Origin of the sequence: Constrictibacter sp. MBR-5 (genome assembly GCF_040549485.1) — a bacterium.
Classification (GTDB): Bacteria; Pseudomonadota; Alphaproteobacteria; order JAJUGE01; family JAJUGE01; genus Constrictibacter.
The window spans coordinates 529503-554260 of sequence record NZ_JBEPTK010000003.1; the positions used below are offsets into that span (position 1 = coordinate 529503).

26 protein-coding genes are annotated in these 24758 nt (G+C 68.6%); 7 read left to right on the plus strand and 19 right to left on the minus strand.

Annotation, left to right across the window (positions count from 1 at the left end):
• Positions 1-48: 48 nt before the first annotated feature.
• Positions 49-612: a DUF924 family protein gene (locus tag ABIE65_RS09495; protein ID WP_354077306.1), complete on the minus strand. Its 564-nt coding sequence runs from the start codon at positions 610-612 to the stop codon at positions 49-51.
• 109 nt (positions 613-721) lie between these two features.
• Here ABIE65_RS09495 and ABIE65_RS09500 point away from each other — a divergent pair, with 109 nt between their 5' ends.
• The gene (locus ABIE65_RS09500; protein ID WP_354077308.1) at positions 722-2392 is read left to right on the plus strand and encodes an EAL domain-containing protein; all 1671 of its coding nucleotides are present in this window, start codon (positions 722-724) and stop codon (positions 2390-2392) included.
• A 38-nt stretch (positions 2393-2430) separates the two neighbouring features.
• Here ABIE65_RS09500 and ABIE65_RS09505 read toward each other — a convergent pair whose 3' ends face one another.
• Positions 2431-3588: a L,D-transpeptidase family protein gene (locus ABIE65_RS09505; protein WP_354077309.1), complete on the minus strand. Its 1158-nt coding sequence runs from the start codon at positions 3586-3588 to the stop codon at positions 2431-2433.
• Between the two features lie 84 nt (positions 3589-3672).
• Positions 3673-4464, minus strand: a complete 792-nt coding sequence (locus ABIE65_RS09510) for a M48 family metallopeptidase (RefSeq protein WP_354077311.1) — start codon at positions 4462-4464, stop codon at positions 3673-3675.
• Positions 4465-4724: 260 nt separating this feature from the next.
• Between ABIE65_RS09510 and ABIE65_RS09515 the strand changes: the two genes are divergently transcribed.
• Positions 4725-5246 (plus strand): PAS domain-containing protein, encoded by a 522-nt coding sequence (locus ABIE65_RS09515; protein WP_354077312.1) that lies wholly within the window; start codon positions 4725-4727, stop codon positions 5244-5246.
• Positions 5247-5259: 13 nt separating this feature from the next.
• Here the strand turns inward: ABIE65_RS09515 and ABIE65_RS09520 are convergent, their stop codons facing one another.
• The 7 genes from ABIE65_RS09520 to ABIE65_RS09550 all read right to left on the minus strand — a co-directional run bounded on the left by ABIE65_RS09520 (position 5260) and on the right by ABIE65_RS09550 (position 11335).
• Positions 5260-5706, minus strand: a complete 447-nt coding sequence (locus tag ABIE65_RS09520; protein WP_354077313.1) for a DUF1489 family protein — start codon at positions 5704-5706, stop codon at positions 5260-5262.
• 1 nt (position 5707) lies between these two features.
• The gene (locus ABIE65_RS09525) at positions 5708-7096 is read right to left on the minus strand and encodes an SLC13 family permease (protein WP_354077314.1); all 1389 of its coding nucleotides are present in this window, start codon (positions 7094-7096) and stop codon (positions 5708-5710) included.
• A gap of 92 nt (positions 7097-7188) precedes the next feature.
• Positions 7189-7686 (minus strand): peptidylprolyl isomerase, encoded by a 498-nt coding sequence (locus ABIE65_RS09530; RefSeq protein ID WP_354077315.1) that lies wholly within the window; start codon positions 7684-7686, stop codon positions 7189-7191.
• 131 nt (positions 7687-7817) lie between these two features.
• A complete protein-coding gene (locus ABIE65_RS09535; RefSeq protein WP_354077316.1) occupies positions 7818-8615 on the minus strand; it encodes an enoyl-CoA hydratase/isomerase family protein in 798 nt (265 codons plus the stop codon).
• Positions 8616-8637: 22 nt separating this feature from the next.
• Positions 8638-8883, minus strand: coding sequence for a hypothetical protein (locus ABIE65_RS09540; protein WP_354077317.1), 246 nt, complete (start codon positions 8881-8883; stop codon positions 8638-8640).
• Between the two features lie 23 nt (positions 8884-8906).
• The gene (locus ABIE65_RS09545) at positions 8907-10136 is read right to left on the minus strand and encodes an MFS transporter (protein WP_354077319.1); all 1230 of its coding nucleotides are present in this window, start codon (positions 10134-10136) and stop codon (positions 8907-8909) included.
• Positions 10136-11335, minus strand: coding sequence for an MFS transporter (locus ABIE65_RS09550; protein ID WP_354077320.1), 1200 nt, complete (start codon positions 11333-11335; stop codon positions 10136-10138). The genes ABIE65_RS09545 and ABIE65_RS09550 overlap by 1 nt, the downstream gene beginning before the upstream one ends.
• 138 nt (positions 11336-11473) lie before the next feature.
• On the opposite strand from ABIE65_RS09550, the gene ABIE65_RS09555 reads away from it, so the two are divergent.
• A complete protein-coding gene (locus ABIE65_RS09555) occupies positions 11474-12484 on the plus strand; it encodes a zinc ABC transporter substrate-binding protein (RefSeq protein WP_354077322.1) in 1011 nt (336 codons plus the stop codon).
• A gap of 39 nt (positions 12485-12523) precedes the next feature.
• Here the strand turns inward: ABIE65_RS09555 and ABIE65_RS09560 are convergent, their stop codons facing one another.
• From ABIE65_RS09560 to ABIE65_RS09575, 4 genes are all read right to left on the minus strand, one after another.
• A complete protein-coding gene (locus ABIE65_RS09560) occupies positions 12524-13144 on the minus strand; it encodes a glutathione S-transferase family protein (RefSeq protein ID WP_354077323.1) in 621 nt (206 codons plus the stop codon).
• 69 nt (positions 13145-13213) lie between these two features.
• Positions 13214-14095: an alpha/beta fold hydrolase gene (locus ABIE65_RS09565; protein WP_354077325.1), complete on the minus strand. Its 882-nt coding sequence runs from the start codon at positions 14093-14095 to the stop codon at positions 13214-13216.
• Positions 14096-14131: 36 nt separating this feature from the next.
• Positions 14132-14872: a creatininase family protein gene (locus tag ABIE65_RS09570; protein ID WP_354077326.1), complete on the minus strand. Its 741-nt coding sequence runs from the start codon at positions 14870-14872 to the stop codon at positions 14132-14134.
• A 129-nt stretch (positions 14873-15001) separates the two neighbouring features.
• Positions 15002-15826, minus strand: coding sequence for an HpcH/HpaI aldolase family protein (locus ABIE65_RS09575; protein WP_354077327.1), 825 nt, complete (start codon positions 15824-15826; stop codon positions 15002-15004).
• Positions 15827-15990: 164 nt separating this feature from the next.
• On the opposite strand from ABIE65_RS09575, the gene ABIE65_RS09580 reads away from it, so the two are divergent.
• Complete coding sequence (locus ABIE65_RS09580) at positions 15991-16959, plus strand: hydroxyacid dehydrogenase (protein WP_354077328.1); 969 nt, start codon at positions 15991-15993, stop codon at positions 16957-16959.
• A 12-nt stretch (positions 16960-16971) separates the two neighbouring features.
• Here the strand turns inward: ABIE65_RS09580 and ABIE65_RS09585 are convergent, their stop codons facing one another.
• Positions 16972-17718, minus strand: coding sequence for a M23 family metallopeptidase (locus ABIE65_RS09585; protein WP_354077330.1), 747 nt, complete (start codon positions 17716-17718; stop codon positions 16972-16974).
• Positions 17719-17910: 192 nt separating this feature from the next.
• Between ABIE65_RS09585 and ABIE65_RS09590 the strand changes: the two genes are divergently transcribed.
• Positions 17911-19458: an acetolactate synthase large subunit gene (locus tag ABIE65_RS09590; RefSeq protein ID WP_354077331.1), complete on the plus strand. Its 1548-nt coding sequence runs from the start codon at positions 17911-17913 to the stop codon at positions 19456-19458.
• Positions 19459-19471: 13 nt separating this feature from the next.
• Positions 19472-20500, plus strand: a complete 1029-nt coding sequence (locus tag ABIE65_RS09595; RefSeq protein ID WP_354077332.1) for an LLM class F420-dependent oxidoreductase — start codon at positions 19472-19474, stop codon at positions 20498-20500.
• Here the strand turns inward: ABIE65_RS09595 and ABIE65_RS09600 are convergent.
• On the minus strand, positions 20492-21277 hold the full coding sequence (locus tag ABIE65_RS09600) for a DUF3108 domain-containing protein (RefSeq protein ID WP_354077333.1): 786 nt from the start codon (positions 21275-21277) through the stop codon (positions 20492-20494). The genes ABIE65_RS09595 and ABIE65_RS09600 overlap by 9 nt on opposite strands.
• Positions 21278-21542: 265 nt before the next feature.
• On the opposite strand from ABIE65_RS09600, the gene ABIE65_RS09605 reads away from it, so the two are divergent.
• Positions 21543-21938 carry a response regulator gene (locus ABIE65_RS09605; RefSeq protein WP_354077334.1) on the plus strand — a complete coding sequence of 132 codons (396 nt, stop codon included), beginning with the start codon at positions 21543-21545 and terminating at the stop codon, positions 21936-21938.
• Here ABIE65_RS09605 and ABIE65_RS09610 read toward each other — a convergent pair.
• Genes ABIE65_RS09610 through ABIE65_RS09620 form a run of 3 tightly spaced genes read right to left on the minus strand, consistent with a single transcriptional unit; the run spans position 21926 to position 24667 of the window.
• On the minus strand, positions 21926-22717 hold the full coding sequence (locus tag ABIE65_RS09610) for a nucleotidyltransferase family protein (protein ID WP_354077335.1): 792 nt from the start codon (positions 22715-22717) through the stop codon (positions 21926-21928). The two genes, ABIE65_RS09605 and ABIE65_RS09610, sit on opposite strands and share 13 nt — an antisense overlap.
• Complete coding sequence (locus tag ABIE65_RS09615; protein ID WP_354077336.1) at positions 22714-23862, minus strand: dATP pyrophosphohydrolase; 1149 nt, start codon at positions 23860-23862, stop codon at positions 22714-22716. Before ABIE65_RS09615 ends, ABIE65_RS09610 begins: the two co-directional genes overlap by 4 nt.
• A gap of 25 nt (positions 23863-23887) precedes the next feature.
• Positions 23888-24667: a sterol desaturase family protein gene (locus tag ABIE65_RS09620; RefSeq protein ID WP_354077338.1), complete on the minus strand. Its 780-nt coding sequence runs from the start codon at positions 24665-24667 to the stop codon at positions 23888-23890.
• Positions 24668-24758 lie beyond the last annotated feature (91 nt).

The window sequence follows — 24758 nt, forward strand, 5'->3', positions numbered from 1 at the left end:
TTCCGTCTTGCGCGCGTCAATCTGCCCTGTGTCGACAGGTCGGTCCAGTCAGAAGGAGGAGTCTGGTTCCAGCAGAAATGTGGCTTCTTCGGGGCGGGTCGCACGTCCCAGTGTCGTATTGCGATGTGGGAAACGTCCGAAACGCGCGACGATCTCCAGGTGACGTCGCGCAGCGTTCAATGGTGCATCCTCTCCCAACGCCTCGAACAGCGCGAGGCTGCGGCGCTGATCCCCGAGCAACTCGCTATGCATGTAGGGCATATAGAGGAATTTTCGAGTGAAGCGCGGCAGAATCCGGTCATGGCCGCTCGTCAGGGCATGGTCCGCTGCGGTCCGTGCTGCGACGTCCGTGGCATAGGCCCGCGGCGAACCGCGGAACAAGTTTCTCGGAAACTGGTCCAGAAGCAGGACGAGCGCCAGACACGGTTCGGGTTCGCCCAGCCACGCGTCGCGTCGTCCCGCCGCAGCCGCCTCGTAGTCGTTCGCGAAGGCCGCTCGGATCGCGGAGTCGAAGGCGGGGTCCCGCACGAACCAGGCGCGGTTGTCCTGCCCGTGTGCCGGAGATCCGGCCGGACCGAACCAGAAGTCGAGGATGTCCTGCGGATCAGCCATCCGGATCCAGATGTCTCGCGTTCGTCGCAAGGGGCATGATGCCGACTATTTAGCGAGTTCTTAAGCCGCCGTCGCTAGGGTTGTTACGTCAGGCATCCGGGGCGTGGGCGTGAACAGCAACCTGAGACAACAGCGAGATCGTTTCGTCGCCTTCTCCTTCGCGGCGGCCGATCTGTTGATCGAAACCGGCGCGGGAAATCGCATAACCTACGCGTCGGGAGCGGCGCAGAGGCTTCTGGGAGTCGACGCACAGGCGCTGGTCGGAAGACCCGTGGTCGAAATATTCTCGGTCGGCGACCACTCGATGGTGACGTCACTGGTTCTCGCAGGCGCCGCGCGCGGGCGCTTCGGCCCGGTGATGGTGAAGCTGGCGCACAAAGGCGGCCGCCCCCTCCGCGCCATCCTGAACGGCTGCAGGCTCCCCGGCCGCCCTGACGATCTCTATCTCACGCTGAATGCCGCCTCGGCAATGCATGCGACCGAGGCTCTGGCCAACCGCCGCGATGCGGAAACGGGTCTGCTCGACGGTGACAGCTTCGCGCGTGTGACCGCTGAAAGCATCAAGATGGCGCAGGCGGTCGGTCAGGAGGTGAAAGTCACGCTCATCGACCTCGTCGGCTTCGCGGAGATGCAGGCGCAGGCGGGGCAGGATCCCACCGATCAGTTCCTGCGCGAGGTCGGCGCCTTTCTCCGCAGCCATGCGGTCGGCGACGCCAGCGCACGGCTCTCGCCCGACAAGTACGGCCTGCTCCACGACGCGCGGCTCGACACATCCGACCTGGAAGAACAGATTGCCAACCTGGGGCAGGCGGCCAGTCCCGAGAGCCCGCCGCTGGCGGTACGTCACGCCACCTTGGATGCGCAGGACGAGACGGATGACGCCGCGGTCGCCCGGGCACTCGTCTACACGGTCAACCGGTTCGTCGGGGGAGGCAGCGACAGCTTCGATATCACGTCCATGGCGGGCGCGGTCCGCGGCATGATCGACGAAACCCTCAACAAGGTGCGCGTCTTCAAGTCGACCGTCGCCCAGCGCGAGATGTCTCTGCGCTTCCAGCCGATCGTCGACCTGCGGTCGCGCAAGCCGCACCATTTCGAGGTTCTCGTCCGCTTCGACGGCGACAAGAGCCCGTACGAGATGATTAAGTTCGCCGAGAGCATGCACCTGGTGCACGAGATGGATCTCGCCATCTGCGAGTCGGTCATTCAGTGGCTCTCGCGGGGAGACGGGGCCGGCGGCGCGATGGTCGCGGTGAACCTCTCCGCCCAGTCGCTGCAGAACGACATCTTCGTTTCTGCGCTGCTCGATCTCGTTCGGCGGAACAGCCGGTACGCCAACCGCCTGGCCTTCGAAATCACGGAGTCGAGCGAACTGAGCGACATCGAGGGCACGAACCGCGTGCTCCAGGAACTGCGCGAACTCGGACACGAGATCTGCCTCGACGATTTCGGCGCCGGCTTCGCGTCGTTCCAGTACCTGCATGGCCTGCACGTCGACTGGGTGAAGTTCGACGGCCGGTACATCCGCTCGGTGCTGGAGGTACCTCGCGACCGCGTTCTCCTGAAGGCGATGGCGAATCTCTGCCGCGAACTGCAGATCCGCACCGTTGGCGAACAGGTCGAGACGGAGAGCCAGGCCGGCATGCTGACCGATCTCGGGGTAGAGTACGCGCAGGGCTGGCTTTTCGGCAAACCAGCGCTGGAGCCGCGGCTCGGCGTTCCCGAACCGGTGCGGCCGGTCAATGCTCGCCGTCAGGGTTCGCGCGAAACCTGGGGCTGACGCGGCCGCGCGCCCGCGTCGCTACGGGACCGCGGCCCCTACCAGACGCCCGCGCCGGGCACGCGTGCCGGCTCGCTGCTTCCACCCGCATCCGGACGTACCGCCGGCGCCACGGCGGGTTCGGGGATTCGCCGCGCCGACGACATGTCGCTCCATGCCGGCCGCGTCTGTCGCGGGCCCTCTGGCACCGTCGGCAATGTCCGCGACCGCGGCATCTCGGCGCGGTCGAGGCCGGGGCGGGCGTCAGGGTAAGCGGCGACGCGCGGCGGAGGCGCCTCGCCGATCAGCTCCTCTCCGGCGGTACGGGTAATGCGCATCGGGACGCCTGTCCGGTGCGCCCAGGTCCGCACGACGACAGACCAGTCGACGCGTTCGACCTGATCGCCGGCGACTCGGGCCACCTGTTCCTCGAACTCTGGCGCCAGCTGCGGCTCGAACGTGTAGTTGACCTCCAATTCGTCGAGTTGTTCCCCTTCGGGATGGACCTCGAGATAAAGATCGCCGTCGATCCAGCCGAGCTTCGCCGGCTGGTTCACCACCCGCACCGGCGTCCCGACCGGCACCTTGTTGAAGAGCGTCTCGATGTCCGCCGGATACATGCGGATGCATCCGGAGCTCACGCGGCGGCCGACGCCGTAGGGCATGTTCGTCCCGTGGATGCGATAGAGGCTGGAGCCGAGGTTCAGCGCATAGTCGCCGAGCGGGTTGTCTGGCCCCGGACCGACGGATGCCGGCAGTTCCGGCTTCGCCGCCCGCATGGACGCGGTCGGGACCCAGGTGGGGTGCTTTCGCTTCGCAGTGATGGAGAACTGCTGCAGCGGGATGTCGAAACCCTCCCGGCCGATGCCGATCGGCCAGCTCTCCATCGGCTGCCCCTTGCCGGGAAAGTAATAGAGGCGCTGGTCCCCGATGTTGACGATGATCCCCTTGTGCGGACCATCGGGCACCAGGTGCGTGCTGGGGATGATGACCTCGGTGCCCTCGCCGGGCAGCCACGGGTCCACCCCGTCGTTCGCCGCGAACAGCTCGAGGAAGCCCAGATCGAGGTCGACCGCGAGGTCCACCAGTGAATCGCTCTGCTTCGCCACGTAGGTCTCGGCGAGGTAGCGGGGTGCCGCCGCATGGGCGGGGGCCGTCATGCCGATTGCGGCGATGAGCCAGAAGGCCCGCAACGAAGAGGACAACAACCCGGGCATCCGCGCCTTCCGTATCCGCGACACCGACCAGACATGCGTTTCCGCACCCACCGGCGCAAGGGCGCCGGATCGGGAGGTCCGGTTTCAGCTGCCGGCTTGGCGTCGGGCCGCCTCCGCCTCCGGCATCATCCGCTCCAGCTGCGCGATGCGGTTGCCGTGGTTCGGATGCGTCGACATGAATTCCGGCTGCCCTGCGCCGCCGGCGGCCTCCATGTTCTTCCAGAGCGCGATCGCCGCGCGCGGGTCGTATCCGGCGCGTGCCATGGTGATCAGACCGAGGCGATCCGCTTCGAGTTCCTGATTGCGCGCATAGGGGAGCAGCAGTCCGTACTGCGCGCCCGCACCGAGCAGAGCGGCGATCTGTTCGCCTCCGCCGGTGCCGCTCATCTGGAGGGCGCCGCCGACGACCTGTGCGCCGAGTTGGGTCGCCGCCTCCGAGTTCACGCGCTCGACCGCATGGGCCCTCTCGACGTGCGCGATCTCGTGACCGATGACGGCCGCCAGCTGGTCGTCGGTCTCGGCGACGTTGAGCATGCCCTCGTAGACGCCAATTTTCTTGCCGGGCAGAGCGAAGGCGTTCGCCTGCTCGCTCTTGAACGTGACGACCTCCCAGGTTGCCGGGTCCTCCCCGGCGCCGCGAAGCACCCGTTCCGCCACTCTCGCCACACGCGCCTTGGCGGCGGCGTCGGTCGAGGCGGGCTGCGAGCTCTTGATCTGCTGCCAGCTCTGCTGGCCGAGTTCGGCGACCTGGTCCGGCGATACCAGTTGCAGGCCGAGGCCGGTTCCTTCCCCTGCGCAGCCACCTAGCGCCAATATCGCTGCGAGCCCGAGAGTCGGCAGTGTGTGGCGCCGTCGCGCCGCATGGTCCTTCGTCATCGTCATTCGCCTCGAGCAATGATGCTGTGGATGGCCCGTCTCCGGCCCCACCCGATCAACGTCTCGGCCGGCGATGCGTTCGCTGTGCCGCAGGGACGCCGCGGGTCCAGCCGCTGGTGACGATCCAATTTTACATAATTCATCGATAGTATTCCTGTGGCACGCAGTGTACGAATACTGTCTGTTAATGGTTGTGTCTTAGTATGCTCTTCTCATTATGGGGCGCTGGGAATAATAATCCGGGCTTCCGGAGACCGAATATGAAGCTGGCCGTCAGAAATACCCCACGTGTGCAGGGGGTCGTCGGGCACCCGGATATCATCCTCGCGCAGGATCTTCACCCCCGTGTCCGCGCGATCGTCGCGCATTGGGCGACGATGGGGCAGCAGGACAGGTTGCCGGGCCGCCAGCACCTGGATCCCCGTACCATCCCGCGGCTGCTTCCGAACGTCTGGCTCGTCGACGTCGAGCGCTCTCGCGCCCTGCGGTTCCGCTACAGGTTGGCGGGTACTCGGATCACCCGCGCCTTCAGCGAGGATCCGACCGGGCGCCATCTCGACGAGGTTCATCAGGATTTCGGGTCGAACGGCGTCGCCCGCTATCTCGAGGAGGTCGTGGAGACCGGCTTGGCGTCCTGGCGATCGGGCAAGCCGGCTTTCTGGGAACTCCACGACTTCACGCACATCGAGCGGGTCTACCTGCCCTTGGCGGCAGACGGAGAGACCGTGGACATGATCCTCGCCTTCTCGATCTTCCTCGACCGCTTCGGCGTCGAGTTCTGACGGCCCGAAGCGGTCAGATCAGGCCCAGATCCCGCAGTTCCGCGAGCAGTTCGGGCGGCATCTCTTCGCTGGCGGACTGTTCGCGCAGGTCCGGCGGCGCTTCCGCCGGATCGAGATAGCGCCAGCCCTGGAACGGCCGGCACGGGCGCGGCGCCAGCCGAACGAGCTCGTCGTCGAGGCCTATCGCGCAACGCGGGATGCCGTCGTCGCCCACCACTTCCTCGAGCGAGACGATCCGCTGTCGTGCCTGGAGAAGACCGCGGATCACCCAGAACATGCAGCCGCCGGCCAGCACGTCGTCGGCACGCTTCGGCCGGCTGCGAGTGATGTGGCGGGCGATCGGCGGGCGCCCCTCCTGGCGCGCGGCCGCGCGCCGCATCTCCTGAATGCGAACGAGGTGCGCCACGTCGTCGACGCCGACCGCAAGCTTGATCAGGTGAATTGTGCCGCTCTTCGCCATGTCAGCCCAGATAGCCGAGATGGCGCCACCAGAGGAAGTCGATCGGCAGGATCAGGATCACGGTCAGCAGCGTGAGCGGCAGCATGATACGCGCCCCGTCCGAGGCGCGCACGCCGCCGATGGCGATGCCGAGGATGAGGGGACCCATCTGGTAGGGCAGGACCGGACTGGCATAGCCGTTGACCTGGGTCATCAGGATCGTCTCCAGCGGCAGCCCCGTGACCGTCGCCACATGCTCGGCAAAGGGTGTCAGGACCGCCGGCAGGCCAGCCACCGTAAAGACCATCCCGAGGGCGATCCAGGCGACCGACAGCGCCATGAAGCTGCGGAACGGCTCGCCCGGCGCGAGATGCAGCCAGTTCACCACGGCCTCGCCCATGGCGGTGCCCAGGCCGCTCCATCCGACGACCGCGCCGACCCCCAGGATCGCCGCGACCAGGAAGTAGGAGCCGAAATTGATGCCGCCGTTGAAGACGGTCATCGGCAGCAGCCCGATGCGCGGCAGCAGCAGCACGACCGCCAGGGCGAGCGCCACCCACGCGGCGGAGATGTGGTGGACGAAGTCGGTGATCCAGAAAGCCAGGGCGACGAGCAGCATCAGCAGCAGCTTCTTCGCCCCGCCGCTCATGGCAGTGTCCTCGGCCGTGGCTGCGGTCGCCTGCGGCGGTTCCCGGAACAGCAGCCAGGCAAGCGCCACGATCAGGACGGTCCGCAGTGCGCCCATGACCGGGAAGTGGAGCAGGAAGTACCGCCCATAGGTCAGCGTCAGGCCGTAATTCGTTTCGGCGGCGCCGGCCAGCACCATGTTCGGCACGTTGGACGGCAAGATGGCGCAGGACGGCATGTAGGTGGCCAGGAGCGTCACCATCACCAGCCCGGCCCGCCCGCGGCTGCCGGTGCCGTAGCCCAGCCGGTCGCTCAGCGCGACGACGATGGGGACCAGCAGCAGGACGCGTCCCATCACCGACGGCATCAGGAACGATAGGCCGATGCAGCCCAGCGCGAGCCCGATCAGCACGGTGAGGTAGGAGCGGCCGATGCGGCCGACCAGCATCTGCGCCAGCGATTCGCCGAGTCCGGTGCGCTGGACGGCGGCGCCGATGAACAGGCCGCCGAAGACCAGCCACAATGCCGCCGACGCGAAGCCGGAAAACACGACCTCCGGCGGCGCCACGGCGAAGAGCATGGCGATCAGGAAGAAGATGATCGCCGTCAGGACTTCCGGGATCGCGGCCGTCGCCCAGAAGCCGACGGCAAAAACGATCAGCCCGCTGGCGCGCATCAGCTGGGCGGGTACGTCGGCCGGAACCGGCATCAGCAGCAGCGCTGCGGATGCGGCCAGGACTAGGACGGCGAGGGTCGGTTGAACGAGAGAGAGGGAAGGGCGCATCGGCTGCCGTACTGCGGACGCCCTATCCTTACGTCACGGCCGTCCGGCACGCCACCCGGAGGTGATCGCGCCGGACGCCCCGCGAGCCGGTGCTACTTCACGTCGGCGGCGACGCGCATGCTGACGATCTTGTCGGGGTCGGTGACCTGGCCGTTGTTGCGCTGGTCGCCCTTCTTGACGGCATCGATATGCTCCATGCCGTCCACGACCTGACCCCAGACGGTGTACTGGCCGTCGAGGAACGGTGCCGGCTCGAAGACGATGAAGAACTGGCTGTCGGCGCTGTTCGGGTCGCTCGCGCGCGCCATCGAGGCCGTGCCCCGGACGTGCTTCGTCTTGTTGAACTCGGCCGGGATCTTCTTGCCCGAACCGCCCATGCCGGTGCCGGTCGGATCGCCGGTCTGTGCCATGAAGCCGGGGATTACCCGGTGGAACGGCACGCCGTCATAGAAGCCTTTCCGCGTCAGTTCCTTGATCTGCGCCACGTGCTTCGGCGCCAGGTTCGGAAACATCTCGATGGTGACGCGACCGTCCTCGGTCTCGAGATACAGGGTGTTCTCGGGGTCGGCCGCCCCTGCTTGTGCGCTCATCAGCAGCAATCCCATGCAAAAAGCGGCGGCTGCCGCGACGAAATTCCTCATCTATCCGACTCCAGGCGGAAAAGATCGGGCGGGTATACAGGTCTCCGCCCCGCGTGACCAGAATGGATGCCTCCGGACGCTCAACCGCCGGTGAAGTTCGGCTTGCGGCGTTCCTTGAAAGCCGCAACGCCTTCGGCGAAATCGGCCGTCGTCTCGGTCAGCATCAGCTGATCGGTATCCATATGGATCAGCGCAGCCGACCCTGCATTGGCGATGGCGTTGACCGTCTGCTTGGTCATCCTGACGGTGACCGGCGGCATCGCCGCGGCCTTCTCGGCGATCGCGATCGCGTGGTCGAGGGCGCCGCCGTCGGGGACCATGTCCTGGACCAGCCCCCAGGCCAGCGCGTCGCGCGCCGAGATCCGCTCCTGCGCCAGGATCAGGATCTGCTTGGCGCGCGCCGGGCCGACGAGATTGATCAGGCGCGGGATGCTGCCCCAGCTCATGCTGATGCCGAGGCCGATCTCGGGCGCCCGGAAATGCGCCCCTTCGCCCATGACGCGGAAGTCGAGGGCCACGGCGAGCGCCAGTCCGCCGCCGATCGCGAACCCTTCGATCGCCGCGATGGTGAACTGCTCCAGCTCTTCCCAGGCGCGGCAGAGCCGGGCGCCGGCGCCGGACAGGTGACGGCGTTCGATCATCGGCTTGGAGACGCGCTCGTCCATCTGCGGGTCGCGCAGGTCCCGGCCGGCGGAGAAGCCCTTGCCCACCCCGGTCAGGACGATCGCGGTGGTCTCCAGGTCGGTGGAGAAGGCATGTGCCGCTTCCGTCAGCTCGCGCAGTGTCTGCAGCGAGAGCGGGTTCATGCCGTCGCCCCGGTCGAGCCGTACGATCGCGACGCGCCCGCGCCGCTCGACCTTCACGAATTCCCAGTCCATCGTCGGCCTTTCGTCATATCCGTCAGGGGGTGCAGGCCGCCTCGGCCCGCATGGTGGTGAAGTCGCCGTTCGCCGTGCGGTAGAAGGGCAGGCGCAGCGGCGCCCGGCCGTTTGACGACATGCGGTAGGTCGGACAGCCGCCCGCATCGGATCCGCCCGGCAGCATCCGGACCTTGTCGCCCAGCCGAACGCTGCCGTCGCTCATCGTGCCGCCGCCGCATGCCGCCAGGAGCGGCAGGCAGAGCAGGGCGGTCCTCAACCTGCGCATCGCACTCTTTCGCGCCTTATTCATCATGGCCGGACGGCCGGCGCGGTGCCGGGCCGCGACAGCAGCAGCGCCATGCCGCAGAGGACGGCCAACACCGCCACGGCATTGAACGCCGCGGCATAGCTGCCGGTTGCACCGATCACCACGCTGAACAGCGACGGCATCACCATCACGCCGAGGAACATCGAGAAGGCCCCGACGCTGGTGACCTCGGCGGCACGCGAAGGCCCGCCGATGCGCGCGTATTCGGCGTAGGCGAGGCCGGTGAAGCCGCTGGCCGTCGCACCGGCGACCGCGCACACCGCCAGAATGGCGGGCAGGGGCCAGTCCGGCCCGAAGAATCCCGCGACGACAGCCGCGGCGGCCATGACGACGCCCTGGGCGCCCAGCAGGACGCGCGGCGATATCCAGCGGTCCGCGACCCAACCCAGCACGATGCGGGACGTCACCGCGGCGACCTGATAGACGGCGAGGCCGAGTCCGGCGGACACGAGGGGGAAGCCGGCGCGCTCGGTCAGGTAGACGACCATGAAGGCGCCGAAGCACAGCTGCGCACCGGAATAGACGAAGGAGACGGCGCTGAGCAGCCGCAGTTCGGCGACCTCGACGATCAGCCGAAGCGGTCGCAGTGGGCCGCCGGGAAAGAGCGGCCGGCCGGGATCGCGATCCGAATCGTACGCGCCGCGCAGCCACTGGAGCATGAGCAGCAGGATCGTCATCGGCACCAGTTCGGCCAGCATCGCGTTGCGCCAGCCGACGGCGAGCAGAAGCGGCGGCATCACGATGCCGGCCAGGACGCCGCCGAGGGGCACCCCCGTCTGTCGGATGGCGAACACCAGGTTCACGACGCTGGGCGGCGTGCGGCGCGCCAGGATGTAGGAACTGGCCGGTGCCGTGGCGCCATAGCCGGTGCCGATGACGAAGGCGCTGAAGGCGATCAGCGCGACCGTCCCGCCCAGCGCCGCCACCAGCAGGCTCGCCATGGCCGTCAGCAGGCAATACTGGTTGATCCGGATCGGGCCGAAGCGATGGATGAAGCCCGGGCTGGCGATGGCGGAGATCATCCCGAACCCGTAGACCATGGAGATGTAGTAGCCGACGGTCGAGCCGGGGATACCGAGTTCAGCCGCGACTTCCGGCGCCGCCACCGACATCGAGTAGGCCGCCATCGTGCACAGCGTCTGGACCGCCAGCGTGCCGTAGAGGGCGCCGTGCGGAATGCCCGCCGCTCGTGCGGAAGCCGCCTCGGGCATCACGAGACCTCCGCCGGCCGGACCCCGGGCGGAATCAGCAGCGCGACGGCGCCGAGCGCCGCACCCGCCGCCAGTGCCGCATAGGCCGCCCCATAGCCGGCGCCGCTGGCGACGATCGCGGCGAACAGGCTGGGGCAGACGATCACCCCGGTGAACATCGCCATCAGCATCGCGCCGCTGCCCACGGCGGCCGCGCCCTCGCCGGCGAGGCGCGCCGCCTCGCCGATGCCGACACCCGTCCAGCCGCCGGAGGTGAGGCCGCCAACGAAGCAGACCGCCAGGACGAGGGCGAACGGCCAGTTCGGTCCGAAGCCGGCGGCGGCAAACCCCGCGATCGCCATGCCGAAGCCCAGCCCGGCGATGAGCCCGCGCCGTGCGGCGAACCGGTCCGCGATGACGCCGAAGGCGAGGCGGCCGACCAGGCCGCCCGCCTGGAAGACTGAGAGCGCCAGTCCTGCTTCGACATAGCCGACACCGACGCGCTCGATCATGGTGACGACGACATAGGTGGCGAAGGCGACCTCAAGTCCCGCGAAGAAGATCGCGGCGAAGCCCAGGGCGCGCAGCAGCGGGTGCCGCAGGAGGAGGTTGATCGGCTGGAAGGCCGAGCGCCCGAACAGGCGTCGCCCGGGCTGCAGGTCCACGTCCAGGCTCCGGCGCAGCGGGATCAGCAGGCCGGCCAGCAGGATCGGCACGGCGGCAAAGGCGAGAAGCGCCGGCCGCCAGCCGAACGCGATGACGAGCGCCGGCGTCGCCGCGCCGGCGATCAGCCCGCCCACGGGCACGCCGGACTGGCGGATCGAGAACGCGATGTTGTAGAGGCGCGGCGGCGTATGGCGCGCCAGCACATGGGCGCCCGCCGGGATCGGCAGGGCGTAGACGGAGCCCAGGATGAGCGCGCTCGCCACCATCGGCGCCAGCCCGCCGACGGTCGCCAGCGCCAAGCCCAGGCCAATGCCGACCAGCGCCGTCTGGCTGGCCCTGATGCCGCCGACCCGCATGATGAAGGCCGGGCAGAGCAGCGCTGCGCACGTCGCGGCGACATAGGCGATGGACATGTAGGCGCCGACGAGCGAGGGCGGCACGCCGAGGTCGAGCGCCATGGCCGGCGCCATCACCGGCACGGCGAACAGCGTCATGGTTGCGCAGACCTGGACCGAGAAGGTCGCCAGGATCGGGACGAGCGGCAGTTTCGCCATGCTTCGGCGGGATCTCGTGCGGCGGGCGTTTGTCCGATCATTTCGGGTCCGACCGCCGCTGTCCAGGGCCGAGGCTTGCGCATCGCGGTCCGGTGTGAGACGTTATGACATAACGTTTCGCTGCTGAATGAGGTCGGGATGCGCGGAGCTCTGGGCGTGGGCTTGGCTGCGGCGCTGTCGCTCGCGGGGGGAATGGGCGGCGCGCTGGCGAAGCCCTCGGTGGTCGTGTCGGTGGCGCCGGTGCATGCGCTGGTCGCCGGGGTGATGGCGGGCGTGGCGGAACCGAAGCTGCTCGTCTCCGGGGGCGCGTCGCCGCACACGTACCAGTTGCGTCCGTCGGACGCCCGCGCCCTCGGCGATGCCGATGTCGTCGTCTGGGTGGGCGAGGGACTGGAGGCGTTCCTGGTCAAGCCGATCGAGGCGCTGGGGCAGGGTGCGCGGTCCGTCGAGCTTTCGGAGGACGCCGATCTCGTCCTGCTGCCGAACCGCGAAGGCGGCGCGTGGGAGCCCGAGGACGCTGGCGGGGAGAAGCACGGCCACAAGCATGGCCACAAGAACGGGCATGATCACCGGGCACACAAGGACCACGATCACGGCAAGGCCGCGCATGGCGGACACGACCATGGGGCGGAGGACATGCACGTCTGGCTCGACCCCGGGAACGCGCGCCGGATCGTACGGCATGTCGCGGGCGTGCTGAGCGAGGTCGATCCGGAGAACGGCGTCGCCTATGCCGCCAACGCCGACCGCGCGGTGGCGCGCATCGACGCTCTCGACGCGGAGCTCCGGTCGACGCTGGCACCAGTGCGGACGGCGCCTTACATCGTCTTCCACGACGCTTATCAGTATCTGGAGCACCATTACGGGCTCAACGCGGTCGGATCCGTGACGATCAGCGCCGACCAGGTGCCGGGGGCGCGGCGTCTCCTCGAGATCCGCCGCAAGATCGCCGACACCGGCGCGCGCTGCGTCTTCAGCGAGCCGCAGTTCTCGCCGTCTCTGGTCGCCACCGTGACGGAGGGTAGCCCGGCGCGGGTCGCCCGGCTGGATCCGCTCGGCGCCACGCTCGAGCCCGGCGCGGGTCTTTACGAGACATTGATGCGCGGGCTGGTGGCGTCCCTCCGGACCTGCCTCGACTCCGCCGGCTGAAGCCCCGCGGCAGCCTTCCCGGCGTGCCGCGTCGCGGCGTCAGACGATCGGAACGTCGACGACCTGGGTCTTGAACGCCGGCCGCGCGCAGAGGCGCTCGTACCATGCGGCGAGGGCCGGGAACGACGGCCGCTCGAAGTCCAGGCGGAACCAGCGGTGCAGGATCGGGCCGTAGGGGATGTCGGCGACGGTGACCGCGTCCCCGCAGAGGTACGGCCGGCCCGCCATCCGCGCCTCGAGGACCTGGAAGAGGTCGGCGGTCTTGGCGACGGCCGCGGCGATGGCCGCCGGGTCGCGCTGCTCGGGCGGCGTGCGAACCAGTCCGTGGAAGATCGGCCCGTAGGTCGGGCCGACGGTCGTCAGCTGCCAGTCCATCCACCGCTCGGCGTCGGCACGCGCGCGCCGGTCGGCCGGATAGAAGGTGTCGTGCCCGGAGGCGAGGTAGCGCACGATGCTGTTGGATTCCCAAAGGACGAAGCCGTCGGGCTCCTCCAGGGTCGGCACCAGACCGTTCGGGTTCTTGTCGAGATAAGCCTTCTCGCGATTGCCGCCGAACGGTCCGCCGATGTCGATCCGCTCGAACGGGATGTCGAGTTCGGCGCAGGTCCACACGACCTTCATGACGTTGCTGGACGTCGGGCGGCCCCAGATCTTCAGCATGCGAAACGTCCTCTCCCAGTTGGCTGCGCGGCAGGATAGTGCCGCCGGCCGAAGCGGGACAGCCCCCGGCTACTCCGCGAGGAAGGCCGTGACAAGATCCATGAATTCGTCGAGCTGGTCGTGATGCACCCAGTGCCCGGCATTGGCGATGTTGGCCACCCGTGCGTTGCGGAAGTGCTTCGCCCGGCCGTCCTTCTCCGGATCGCTCGCCCAGCTCTCCATGCCGCGCACCAGCAGCGTCGGGCAGGTGATCCGCGCCCAGAGGGCATAGGTCTCGTTCGGATCGAGCCCGGTGGGCCGGTCGGCGCGGACGTAGTTGTCGAACTTCCAGCTCCAGGTGCCGTCCTCGTTGCGGTTCATGCCGTGGACGGTCAGGTGCTCGGCGCGCTCCGGCGAGAGATGCGGGTTGGCCGCCTGCATCCGGTCGACCGCCTCCGCGAACGTCGCGTAGCGGCGCGGGATGCGGCCGGACAGGTCGCGCATTTCCGCCATCCACTTCACGATCCGCTCGTGGGTCGGGACCTTGGCGCGTTCGGCGATCTTGTCGGGCGACGAGCCCAGGCCCTCGATCGCCACGGCCTTGACCACCGTCTCCGGGAAGAGGCCGGTGTAGCGCAGCGTGATGGCGCCGCCCAGCGAGTGGCCGATGATGGTCAGCGGCTTCAGTTCGAGCTGGTGGACCAGCTGGGCGATGTCGCAGACATAGTCCGACATCGTGTAGACGCCGCCCTTGATCCACTCGGAATCGCCGTGGCCGCGCAGGTCCGGTGCTATGATGTGCCAGTCGTTGCGCAGCCGCTGCGCCACCCAGTCCCAGTTGCGGCAATGATCGCGCCCGCCGTGCACGAGCAGCAGCGGCGGCTTCTCGGGATTGCCCCAGTCGACATAGTGGAGACGGAGTCGCTGCGAGAAGTAGGCCCGCGAGATGGGGCCGGGAATGTCGGTGCTCACGGTGTCTTCCTCGATAAACGCCCTGCGGGCGGACGGTCAGCCTTCGGCCAGGAACGCCGCATAGTCCTCGGCGACGTCCTCGACCGACGCCTCGAACAGCCGCCTGCCGTCCTCGACGGAGGCGAGCGACGGATCCGAGCCGATTCGGCCGTCCGGGAACTGGCGGCGATAGTCAAGCGCGTCGCGGATCTCGCCGACCGGGGCCACCTTGGGCTCCATCTGCGCCTGCTTCACCGATTCGGGATGAGCGTAGTAGCTGACCGAGACTTCGGACGGGGTGGCGTGGCGGCCTTCGGAATCTCCGTAGAGTTCGCGCGCCAGCTGCTTGGTGCGGCGGCCGGCGAACCAGTTGGCGAGGCGGCAGCGCAGCACGCCCTTCTCGCCCGCCATGCTCCGCTCGGCATAGATCTCGGAGAAGGCCGTGGTGATCGTGGCGATGTTGCCGCCGTGGCCGTTCAGGAAATAGATGCGCTCGAAGCCGTGCCGCTCCAATGAGCCGATCACGTCCTTCAGCACGGCGATGAACGTGCTCGGGCGATAGGTGATCGTGCCGGCGAAGGCCATGTGGTGCTGCGCCATGCCGATCGAGAGCGTCGGGCCGACGAGGATGTCGCCCTTGGCGGCGACGCCGTCGGCGATGGTCTCGGGGCAGATCGCGTCGGTGCCGATCAGCCCGTTCGGGCCGTGCTGCTCGGTGGAGCCCACGGGCATGATGATGCCCTTCGATCGGCCCAGATAGGCTTCGACTTCCTGCCAGGTGGACAGTTGCAGGCGCATGTCATGTTCCCGTGCTGCGGTCGGCGTGGCAGGGCCGAGGCTAGCCCATGCTGCACTGCAAGACCACCGTGGGAACGCGTCGTCGGGCAATGCGGCGGCAAGGCGTCCGACGCCCTGCCGCCGACGAGATCAATAGGCCGGGCGGGAACCGCTGAGCGGTGCGGCCTCCTTCGGTGCCTCCAGGCCGGCGTCATGGCGGACCGACTTCGCGGCGGCGGTCGCGGCCGCCTGCATCATGCCCATCTCGCTGCTGAGCGAGACGAGCTGGAAGCCCTTCTTGATCATCTGCGCCGCATAGGCGGGGCTGCCGCAGTGCAGGCCGGCATGCACGCCGTGCTGCTTCGCGCTCGCCAGGATCCTGTCCAGAGCCTCGACCACCACCGGGTCGGTCTGGTCCAGCTTCGCCTCGCGGCCCATCGACAGGCCGAGGTCGGACGGGCCGACATAGATGCCGTCCAGGCCCGGCGTGCTCATGATCGCGTCGAGATTCTGCATCGCCTCGACCGTCTCGATCATGGCGATGGCGAGCACCGTCTCGTTCGCCGCCTTGGGGCTGAAGCCGGGGCCGCCATAGAGCGAGTTCCGCGCGCCGGCGAAGCTGCGATAGCCGATCGGCGCGTACTTGCAGGCGCCGACCAGCTTCTCGGCCTCGGCGCGGGTGTTGATCATCGGGCAGATGATGCCGTAGGTGCCGGCGTCGAGCATCTTCATGATGATGCCGGGCTCCAGCCATGGCACGCGCGCGAGCGGCGTCGCCTCGCGGGTGGAGATCGCCTGCAGCATCGGCAGGGCGCTGCTGTAGTCGATCAGGCCGTGCTGGACGTCGATGGTCAGCGAATCGAAGCCGCAATGCGCCATCGCCTCGGCCGAGACGCTGCTCGGAATGGCGAGCCAGCCGTTGACCACCGCGCCGCCGGATTTCCAGATCGTCTTGACCTTGTTCTCGCGCATCATGGCGTTTCCCCTTTTCGATTCGACGTCGCTGCCGACGCGGGAGACTAGCCGCTCCCGGAGGTGGCGCGCCACTGCCTTCCGGCTGCGGCCGAAACCGATCACTATGCGCCGCAATGCAAGAGCCCGTGCGCAGGAGCCTCGGGCCGAACGAGGAGGGAGCCGACATGAAGAAGCGCGTCATGATCCAGATGCCGATCACCGCGGGCATCGAGCGGGTGTTCGGCGAGCGTGGCGATATCGAATACGAACGCTTCACCGAACTGTCGGAGAACAACATCCTCCAGCACATCGGCAATTACGACGCGGTCATCCTGGGCGTCGCGGCCTTCACGCCGCGCATCATCGAGAACGCGACCCGGCTGAAGATCGCCTCGCGCCACGGCGTCGGCTACGATTCCGTGGACGTGCCTGCGCTGACCAAGGCGGGCATCCCGCTGACCGTCGTCGGCACGGCGAACTCCGTCACGGTCGCCGAGCACGCGCTGTTCTTCATGCTGGCGCTCGCCAAGCGCGCGGTGCAGTACGACCGCGAGGTGCGCAAGGGCAACTGGAACATCCGCTTCGACCTGCCGGCCTACGACATCGCCGAGAAGAAGGTGCTGATCCTCGGCTTCGGCCGCATCGGCCGCCGCCTGGTGAAGCGGCTCGTCGCCATGGAAATGGACGTCTACGTCTACGACCCGTACGTGCTGCGCGACGCCATCTTCACCGCGGGCGCGACGCCCGTCGTCGACTGGAGGGCGGCGCTGCCCGACATGGACTTCGTCTCGGTCAACTGCCCGAAGAACGAGGAGACCACGGGCATGATTGGCACCGCGGAGATGGAGGCGATGAAGAAGACGGCCTTCGTCGTGAACACGGCGCGCGGCGGCATCGTCGACGAGGCGGCTCTCTGCGACGCGCTGAAGCGCAACGTCATCGCCGGCGCGGGCATCGACCCGTTCGTCGTCGAACCGGCGACGGCGGACAACCCGCTGTTCGCGTTGGACAACATCCTCGTCTCGCCGCACTCGGCCGGCGTGACGCAGGAATCGATGTACCGGATGGGCGAGTGGGCGGCGCAGAACATCGTCGACTGCTTCGACGGCAAGCTGAACCCCGACAACGTCATCAACAAGGAAGTGCTGGGCTGACGCCCGGTAGCCTCAGCGGCCGCCGCGCGCCAGTTCGATGCGCGGCGCGCCGCCGAGTGCCACCTGGATCTGGGCCGGCATGACCGACATCGGGTCGATCGCGTCGTCGCCGACCAGCACCTCGAAATGCAGGTGCGGCCCGGTCGAGCGGCCGGTCGTGCCGACATAGCCGATGATGTCGCCGGCCTGGACGGTCATCCCGGGGGCGAGGCCGGGCGCGTAGCTCTGCAGGTGCGCGTAGGCCGTGCCGATCGGGCCGTGCGCGATGCGGACATAGTTGCCGTAGCCGCCGTTCCACCCCGCGGTCTCGATCGTGCCCGCGACGGCCGCGCGCACCGGCGTGCCGGCGGGCGCGGCGAGGTCGATGCCGGCGTGCAGCCTGTCGCCGCCCAGGATGGGATGCTCGCGCATGCCGAAACCGGAGGTGAAGGTCGCCCCGGAGACCGGCAGCACGAAGCCGTCCACGGCTTCCGCTTCCGTCACCGCGAAGGCCGGCACGGCGGTGCGCCCGGCATTGCGGACCGTCCGGCCGGTGCGCGCCGGCGGAACCAGCCAGACGCCGCTCGCCCGGCTCCAGCCGGAGGGCGCCGGAATCCACTTCATCCGCCCGTCGGGTGCCATCGCCAGCTGCGTGCCCTGCCGGCCCGGTGCGGTTACGGCCCCAGGCGTGTGGTCGATGCGGTTCACGAGCCGGTACTCGAGGCCCGCGGGCATTCCGCCACCCGACAGGCAGCCGCCGAGCAGGAGCGGGAGGAGCACGGCTGCAAGCATGCCGCGGGGGGGAAGGTTGCGATGCATTCCCCCGTGATAGCCGCGCCCGCTTAAGCGCCGGTAAACCAGGATCGAGAAGGCCGGTGCGCCGCTTCGCCGGCGCCCTCGACGGTTGCCCGTTTCGCCGCGGTACCGTTCCGGGCTATCACGTCCTCAGGAAGCGCGATGCAGGAGCGAGCGATGAACGGTGCGGAAAGTCTGGTCAGGACGCTGGTCGAGAACGAGGTCGACGTCTGTTTCACCAATCCCGGCACGTCGGAAATGCATTTCGTCGCCGCGCTGGACAAGGTCGACGGCATGCGCTGCGTCCTCGGCCTGTTCGAAGGCGTCGTGACGGGAGCGGCCGACGGCTACGCCCGCATGCTCGACAAGCCGGCCTGCACCCTGCTCCATCTCGGTCCCGGCCTCGCCAACGCGTCGGCCAACCTGCACAACGCGAAGAAGGCCAACTCGCCGATCGTCAACATCGTCGGCGAGCACGCGACCTATCACATCAAGTACGACGCGCCGCTGACCGCCGACATCGAGGGCCTCGCCCGGCCGGTGTCGCACTGGGTGCGCACCTCGCCGGACGCCAAGTCGGTCGCCCGCGACGGCGCCGAGGCGATCACCGCCTCCATGTCCGGTGCCGGCCAGATCGCGACGCTGATCCTGCCCGCCAACACCGCGTGGAACGAGGCCGACGGCACCGTCCGCATGCCCGCCGTGCCGAAGCTGCCGACCGTCCCCGAGGACGGCGTGAAGGCCGCCGCCGAGGCGCTGCGCAGTGCAGGGGCGGCCGGCATGCTGCTGCTCAGCGGCATCGCGGTGCGTGAGAAGGGCCTGGAACTCGCCGGCCGCATCGCCGCCAAGACCGGCTGCCGCGTCATGGCGCAGGGTTCGAACGCGCGCGTGCAGCGCGGCGCCGGCCGGTTCTCCGTCAACCGCATCCCCTATCCGGTGGACCAGGCGCTCGCCGTCCTGAAGGACGTGAGCAAGCTCGTCCTCGTCGGCGCCAAGCACCCGGTGGCCTTCTTCGCCTATCCGGACAAGCCCAGCCTGCTGACGCCGGCCGACTGCCACGTCCTGCCGCTGGCGACGCTGGAGCAGGACATGCTCGACGCGCTGGAGCGGCTGGCGGACGCACTCGGCGCCAAGTCGACCGAGCCGAAGCTGCAGAAGCTGGCCCGTCCCGACCTTCCGTCCGGCGCCCTCAATCCGGACAGCATCGCCGCCATCCTGGGCGCCCTGCTGCCGGAGAACGCCATCGTCTGCGACGAGTCCGTTACCACGGGCCGCGGCTTCTATCCGCTGACCGCCGGGGCGCCGCCGCACGACTGGCTGCAGAACATGGGCGGCTCGATCGGCCTCGGCCTGCCGCTCGCGACCGGCTGCGCGGTCGCCTGCCCGGACCGCAAGGTCGTCTGCCTCGAAGGCGACGGGAGCGGCATGTATACGGTCCAGTCGCTGTGGACGATGGCGCGGGAGAAGCTGGACGTGACCGTCCTGGTCTTCGCCAACCGCACCTATCAGATCCTGAAGGGCGAACTCGCCAACGTTGGCGCCGGCAATCCCGGCCGCAAGGCGATGGACATGCTGGAGATCGGCCGTCCCGATCTCGACTGGGTCTCGATGGCCCGTTCGATGGGCGTCGAGGCCGGCCGCGCCTCGACCGCCGAGGAGCTGGCGCACCAGTTCCAGGCCGGGCTGCGGTCCGAAGGGCCGTACCTGATCGAAGTCATGCTCTGAGGGAGGCGGGCCAATGCGTCTCGGTATCGTCATCGGCTACAGTACGGCCGGCGCCCTCGACATGGATCTCGTCCGGACCGCCGAGGACAGCGGCCTGGACTCGATCTGGACTTCCGAAGCCTACGGCACCGACGCCGTGACCCCGGCCGCCTGGATCCTGTCCCGGACCAGTCGGATCCACGTCGGCACCGCGATCATGCAGATGCCGGCGCGCACCCCGGCCTGCGCCGCGATGACGGCGATGACGCTGCAGATGCTGTCGGGCAACCGCTTTCGCCTGGGGGTCGGTCCGTCCGGCCCGCAGGTGGTCGAGGGCTGGCACGGCGTCGCCTTCGGCAAGCCGATGGCGCGCACGCGCGAATATATCGAGATCGTGCGGCGCATTCTGAAGCGCGAGGCGCCGCTGGAGTTCGAGGGCGAGATGTACCAGGTCCCCTACAAGGGACCGGGCGCCACGGGGCTCGGCAAGCCGCTGAAGAGCATCGGCCAGGGCGATCCGACCATGCCGATCTACACGGCGTCGATCACGCCGGCCGGCCTGCGCACCGCGGCCGAGGTGGCCGACGGCGTGTTCCCGATCTTCATGAGCCCGGAGAAGTACGGCGTGATCGGCGAGCATCTCGACGCCGGCTTCGCCAAGGCGACGCCGGGCAAGGCCTTCGACGTCGCCCCCTTCGTGCCGATCCGCATGGGCGACGATCTCGACGCCTGCCGGCAGGCGGTGAAGCAGAACCTGGCGCTCTACATCGGCGGCATGGGCGCGCGCGGGAAGAATTTCTACAACGACTACGCTACCCGCCTGGGTTACGGCGACGCGGCGACCAGCATCCAGGACCTGTTCCTGGGCGGGAAGAAGGCCGAGGCCGTGGCGGCGGTGCCCGACGCCCTGGTCGACGAGATCGCCCTGGTCGGACCGGCCGAACGCATCAAGGACCGGCTGCAGGCCTGGAAGCAGGCGGGCTCCGAGGGCAAGGTCGGCTCGATGCTGCTGACCGGTGCCACGCCCGAGGCGATCCGCACCGTGGCGAGCGTCCTACTGTGACGTCGTCACGGTAGGCGCTTCGATCGACCAGTCGGCGAGGGCCACGACCACGCTGCCGAAGCGGGTCGGGACCTCGAGCCGCTGCGGCACCGGGGGAAAACCGTCGGCCAGCCGCACGTAGCGGATGAGCCCGGGTGTCGCCTTGCTGGCGTCGACGTAGGGCTCCTTGCTCTTCGAAAAGCCGGCGACCTGCCTGTAGGCGATATGGCACGACAGGGCGTCCGGGCCGGCCGACATCAGCAGGTCGTAGCGGTAGCGCCCGTCGAAGACCGCGATCGGGCCGTCGCAACCGCGGCCGCGATCCAGCCGCTCCGCCAGGATGTAGAAGGCGGTGAGCGGATCGACGGTGCCATTGCGCAGGGGCGGCGGTACCTGCCGGTTCTCCGAAAGCGCCTTGGGCGCCAGCTTGACGGCCTCGACCGTCGTGAGCGTTGGTTCGAACAGCAACTGCGCGTAAGTTTCTTCGCTGCGCCGGACGCTGTCGCCCCGGTACCGGACGCCCGCAATGCCCGCGCCGTCCGCCGAAAGGCGCCCTGCCGCTGACGCATGGTGGCGCCATGGGCTGAACAGGTCGACGATGCCGGCGGTCTCTAGATCGCTGGTGATCCGGAATGTCGACCGCGGATCCAGGACGGCCGAAACGTTCGCCAGGGGCAACCCGATCAGCGTGGCCTGATATCTCAATGCCATTGCCGCCGAGGCCGGTGTCGGAGCCGCCGTCAGAGCGGCTGCGGCCGCGATCAGGAACGACAGTGCCAGACGTCGGACAGTGCACATGGATCGGACTCCGGTCGGTTCCCCTGATGTCGGTTCGCCCGCGTGATATTGGATCGACGTCCCGGCGTGCCCATGGCGGAAGAAAATGCGATCCGCTTCCCCCATTTCTTGGGGCTTCTGCCGGTGTGCGGAACCCGACATTCTGATGCCTGCATCGACCGTTCATGCCCTTCCGGCCGCTGCGCCTCCAGCCTCGCCTTCACCAGGGAAACGATCCCATGATCCTGCCGGCGCTTCCGGTCAATTTCTCGTGCCTCCCCACCGAATGAACACCTCACCGGCCGCTCCGGCATTGCCGATCCTTGTGGTGGAGGACGACGCGGCGATCAGGCGGATCGTCCTCGCGCAGTTGAAGGCGCTCGGCTACGAAGCTGTGGGCGCCCCCGACGGCCGTGTCGCGCTGGCACTCCTGGACGACGGCCTGCGGCCGGGCCTTCTGTTCACCGACATGGTCATGCCCGGGGGCATGGACGGGCTCCAACTCGCAGCCGCTGTGGCGGATCGGCTGCCTGATGTCCGCGTGCTCTTCACTTCGGGTTACGGCCATCTGGGCGACGTGGAGGACGGTCGCCGTCCGCACGTGCTGGACAAGCCGTATCCGCGCGCCGCACTGGCGGCGAAGCTCGCTGAAGTCTGGGCGGCGGCGCCCTATCGCGACTGAGGCACGGCGGCGCGGGCGGCAAGGATGCTCTCCGCCATGGTCAGGTCGTCGGGCTTGTCGACATCCATCGAGGCTTCGGCGAACGGCATCGAGACCGCCTCGGCCCGCGCGCCGAGAACGCGTGAGGCATGCCGCATCCCCTGCGCCAGCGTCAGCCGGCGCGTCAGGAACAGCAGCAGCGGCCACAGCCCGAACACCCGGACCATGCGCCACGGCCGCTTGCGCTCCTGCTCGACGCGGATCCAGAAGCGTACGGCCGCGAGCCCCTGCGGCCGCATGACGGCGAAGAGGTTGCAGCCCGAATAGCCGTCGTCGCGGAAGTTCAGATAGGTGCGCCGCGTCTGTGGATAGGCGGGCCGGATCACGCTCCTGGGGGCCAGGCCGACGGTGATGTCCGCATCGGTGCCCGCCGAACGGCCGCAGAAATGCTCGACCATCTCCGCAGTCAACAGAGGGTGGTCGGCCGTCGTGACCAGCAGCGGGCCGCTTTCTCCCACGCTTTCGGCGGCAGCGAGGATGCTCCGGCTCGGGCTCGCCGCCGCAGCCACCGTCTCCACCCCGGGCGGCAGCACCGTGCGCAGGCTTCCGGGATCGTCGGTGCACACGAGGATCCGCCCGACGCTGCCCGACGCGGCCAGCGTGTCGAGCACCCGCGCCAGCATCGGCCGGCCGGCGACGTCGGCCAGGAACTTGTGGGTCACGCCGCGGGCGCGCGCCACCGGATCGTCGGCGGATCGCCGTCCGGCGAGGACGAGCGCCGTGAACCGCGTCTGCGTCACAGGCTCTTCTCGTAGATCCGCCACGCCTTGTAGGGCATGCCGCCGGCCGACTCGATCATCCGGCGCATCGGCAGGTTGTCCTCCAGGATCCACGACAGTTCGGCCTCGCGGAAGCCGCGCTGCGCTGCGGCGGCGTAGATCCGGTCGATCACCATGAAGGCCAGCGCTGCTCCGATCGCCGTGCTGTGCAGGTGGCTGCGCACGCCCATCAGCGGCAGCCGGCACGACCGGATCCGTCCGCCGAGCAGGCGCCAGGCCAGCTTCGCCCAGCCGAACGGCAGGAGGGAGCCGTTCAGGTCCGCCATCGCCTCGTTCATGTTCGGCAGCAGGATGCCGAAAGCGACGGGTTCGCCGTCCATCTCGACGATCTGCCCGAACTCGGGCCGCAGCACCATCTTCAGGTCGGACGCGACGCGGTCCATCTCGGCCTGGGTGAATGGCACGAATCCCCAGTTCCCGGACCAGGCGTCGTTGAAGATGCCGATGATGATCCGCAGCTCTTCGTCGAACGACTTCATCCGCAGGGGGCGGACCGTGATGTTGGGGACGTTGCGGGTCCGGTCGACGAGCCGCCGCGCCACCGCCGGCAGCGGCTCACCGCGGATGTCGAAGCGATAGGCGATGGTGTCCCGGGCCTTGGCGTAGCCCCGCGCTTCCACATGGTCCGCATACCAGCGCCGGGCATGACCCGTCAGAAACACGGGTGGCAGGTCGAAGCCCTCGATCAGCAGGCCGCACTCGTCGTTGATCGAGAAGTTGAAGGGACCGCGCACCCGCCCGATGCCGCGCGCCTTCAGCCAGCCTTCGGCGGCCTCGAACAGGGCGTCGAACACCGCAGGGTCGTCGATCGCCTCGATGAAGCCGAAATGGCCGAGATCGGCGCCCTGGCGCTCCTGGTCGAGGCGGTCGATCTGGGCGCTGATGCGGCCGACGGGCCGGCCGTCCCGCACCGCCACGAACAGTTCGGCCTCGGCGTGCTGGAAGTAGGGATTGCGCTTCCGGTCCAGGTGCTGGCGGCGCTCGAAGTTGAGCGGCGCCACCCAGTTCGGATCGTCACGATAGATGTCGAACGGGACCGCGATGAAGCGGCCGAGGTCGCGCTTGTCGCGGACCGGCTCGATCGTGACCCGGTTCCCGCCGGTCATGCGCCCTCTCCGGTCCGCCGACAGTTCAGCCGCGGCCCGACCCCTCCGCGAGGTCGCCCCTGTCGCGCAGGTCGTTCCCCTGCTGGGCGCGGGTCAGGTCCGCGACCCAGGGATAGCGCTCGGCCGCCTCGCCCTCGTAGCCGAGATTGCGGACCGTCGGGCTCCGCGGCACCTGGCCAGGCTTCTCGTAATAGGTCGAGAGCATCCGGTCCCACAGATAGTTGGTGATGCCGTAGTTGCCGTTCTCGTTGTGGAAGTGGTGCGCGAGGTGGAGCCGCTTGATCCGGCGCAGGAACTCCCACTTCGGCGTATAGGCCAGGTGCTGGATGCAGTGGCAGAACTCGTAGAAGCAGGTCATGGCCAGTCCGCCGGCGAGAGCGGCCGCAGCCCCGGGAAGGCCGCCGATCGCCCAGCCCACCGGCACCGTGGCGATCACGATCGTCGGCAGCGTCGTGTGCAGCCCGCCGAACAGCACGCCCAGGTCGTTGGGATGCTGGTGATGGTCGAAGTGCACCCGTTTCCACAGTGCGGCGGTATAGGGGGTCTTGTAGGGCCAGCTGCCGTGCAGCACCCAGCGGTGCAGCGCATACCAGACCAGCGGGTAGAGCAGGCAGGCGGCGAGGGCCGACGCGAGGAGCGGCAGGACGCCCGTCGCGGTGGCGACGGCGACGACGGCACTGACGACCAACAGCGCCAGATACACCTGGATCGCCGGGTAGGTGAAATAGGCCCTGACGAGGTCCCGTAGCGTCATCCTGTTGAGGAGCCAGCTCTGCTCCCGCCACCGCCGGTAGCCGATGATCACCCTGCTTCTCCGCGACAAAAAGGCTGGGGCACGCCGCCCGCTGACCGTCAAGACCACGTCCGCGACAGGCTAGCGATCTGGCCTCTCCGAC

Bases quoted from the DNA above. Each gene is read 5' to 3' on its own strand.
- ABIE65_RS09495 (WP_354077306.1), bottom strand. From the start codon at position 612: ATGGCTGATCCGCAGGACATCCTCGACTTCTGGTTCGGTCCGGCCGGA.
- ABIE65_RS09505 (WP_354077309.1), bottom strand. From the start codon at position 3,588: ATGCCCGGGTTGTTGTCCTCTTCGTTGCGGGCCTTCTGGCTCATCGCC.
- ABIE65_RS09510 (WP_354077311.1), bottom strand. From the start codon at position 4,464: ATGACGAAGGACCATGCGGCGCGACGGCGCCACACACTGCCGACTCTC.
- ABIE65_RS09515 (WP_354077312.1), top strand. From the start codon at position 4,725: ATGAAGCTGGCCGTCAGAAATACCCCACGTGTGCAGGGGGTCGTCGGG.
- ABIE65_RS09520 (WP_354077313.1), bottom strand. From the start codon at position 5,706: ATGGCGAAGAGCGGCACAATTCACCTGATCAAGCTTGCGGTCGGCGTC.
- ABIE65_RS09525 (WP_354077314.1), bottom strand. From the start codon at position 7,096: ATGCGCCCTTCCCTCTCTCTCGTTCAACCGACCCTCGCCGTCCTAGTC.
- ABIE65_RS09530 (WP_354077315.1), bottom strand. From the start codon at position 7,686: ATGAGCGCACAAGCAGGGGCGGCCGACCCCGAGAACACCCTGTATCTC.
- ABIE65_RS09535 (WP_354077316.1), bottom strand. From the start codon at position 8,615: ATGGACTGGGAATTCGTGAAGGTCGAGCGGCGCGGGCGCGTCGCGATC.
- ABIE65_RS09540 (WP_354077317.1), bottom strand. From the start codon at position 8,883: ATGCGCAGGTTGAGGACCGCCCTGCTCTGCCTGCCGCTCCTGGCGGCA.
- ABIE65_RS09545 (WP_354077319.1), bottom strand. From the start codon at position 10,136: ATGCCCGAGGCGGCTTCCGCACGAGCGGCGGGCATTCCGCACGGCGCC.
- ABIE65_RS09550 (WP_354077320.1), bottom strand. From the start codon at position 11,335: ATGGCGAAACTGCCGCTCGTCCCGATCCTGGCGACCTTCTCGGTCCAG.
- ABIE65_RS09555 (WP_354077322.1), top strand. From the start codon at position 11,474: ATGCGCGGAGCTCTGGGCGTGGGCTTGGCTGCGGCGCTGTCGCTCGCG.
- ABIE65_RS09560 (WP_354077323.1), bottom strand. From the start codon at position 13,144: ATGCTGAAGATCTGGGGCCGCCCGACGTCCAGCAACGTCATGAAGGTC.
- ABIE65_RS09570 (WP_354077326.1), bottom strand. From the start codon at position 14,872: ATGCGCCTGCAACTGTCCACCTGGCAGGAAGTCGAAGCCTATCTGGGC.
- ABIE65_RS09575 (WP_354077327.1), bottom strand. From the start codon at position 15,826: ATGATGCGCGAGAACAAGGTCAAGACGATCTGGAAATCCGGCGGCGCG.
- ABIE65_RS09580 (WP_354077328.1), top strand. From the start codon at position 15,991: ATGAAGAAGCGCGTCATGATCCAGATGCCGATCACCGCGGGCATCGAG.
- ABIE65_RS09590 (WP_354077331.1), top strand. From the start codon at position 17,911: ATGAACGGTGCGGAAAGTCTGGTCAGGACGCTGGTCGAGAACGAGGTC.
- ABIE65_RS09595 (WP_354077332.1), top strand. From the start codon at position 19,472: ATGCGTCTCGGTATCGTCATCGGCTACAGTACGGCCGGCGCCCTCGAC.
- ABIE65_RS09600 (WP_354077333.1), bottom strand. From the start codon at position 21,277: ATGTGCACTGTCCGACGTCTGGCACTGTCGTTCCTGATCGCGGCCGCA.
- ABIE65_RS09605 (WP_354077334.1), top strand. From the start codon at position 21,543: ATGAACACCTCACCGGCCGCTCCGGCATTGCCGATCCTTGTGGTGGAG.
- ABIE65_RS09615 (WP_354077336.1), bottom strand. From the start codon at position 23,862: ATGACCGGCGGGAACCGGGTCACGATCGAGCCGGTCCGCGACAAGCGC.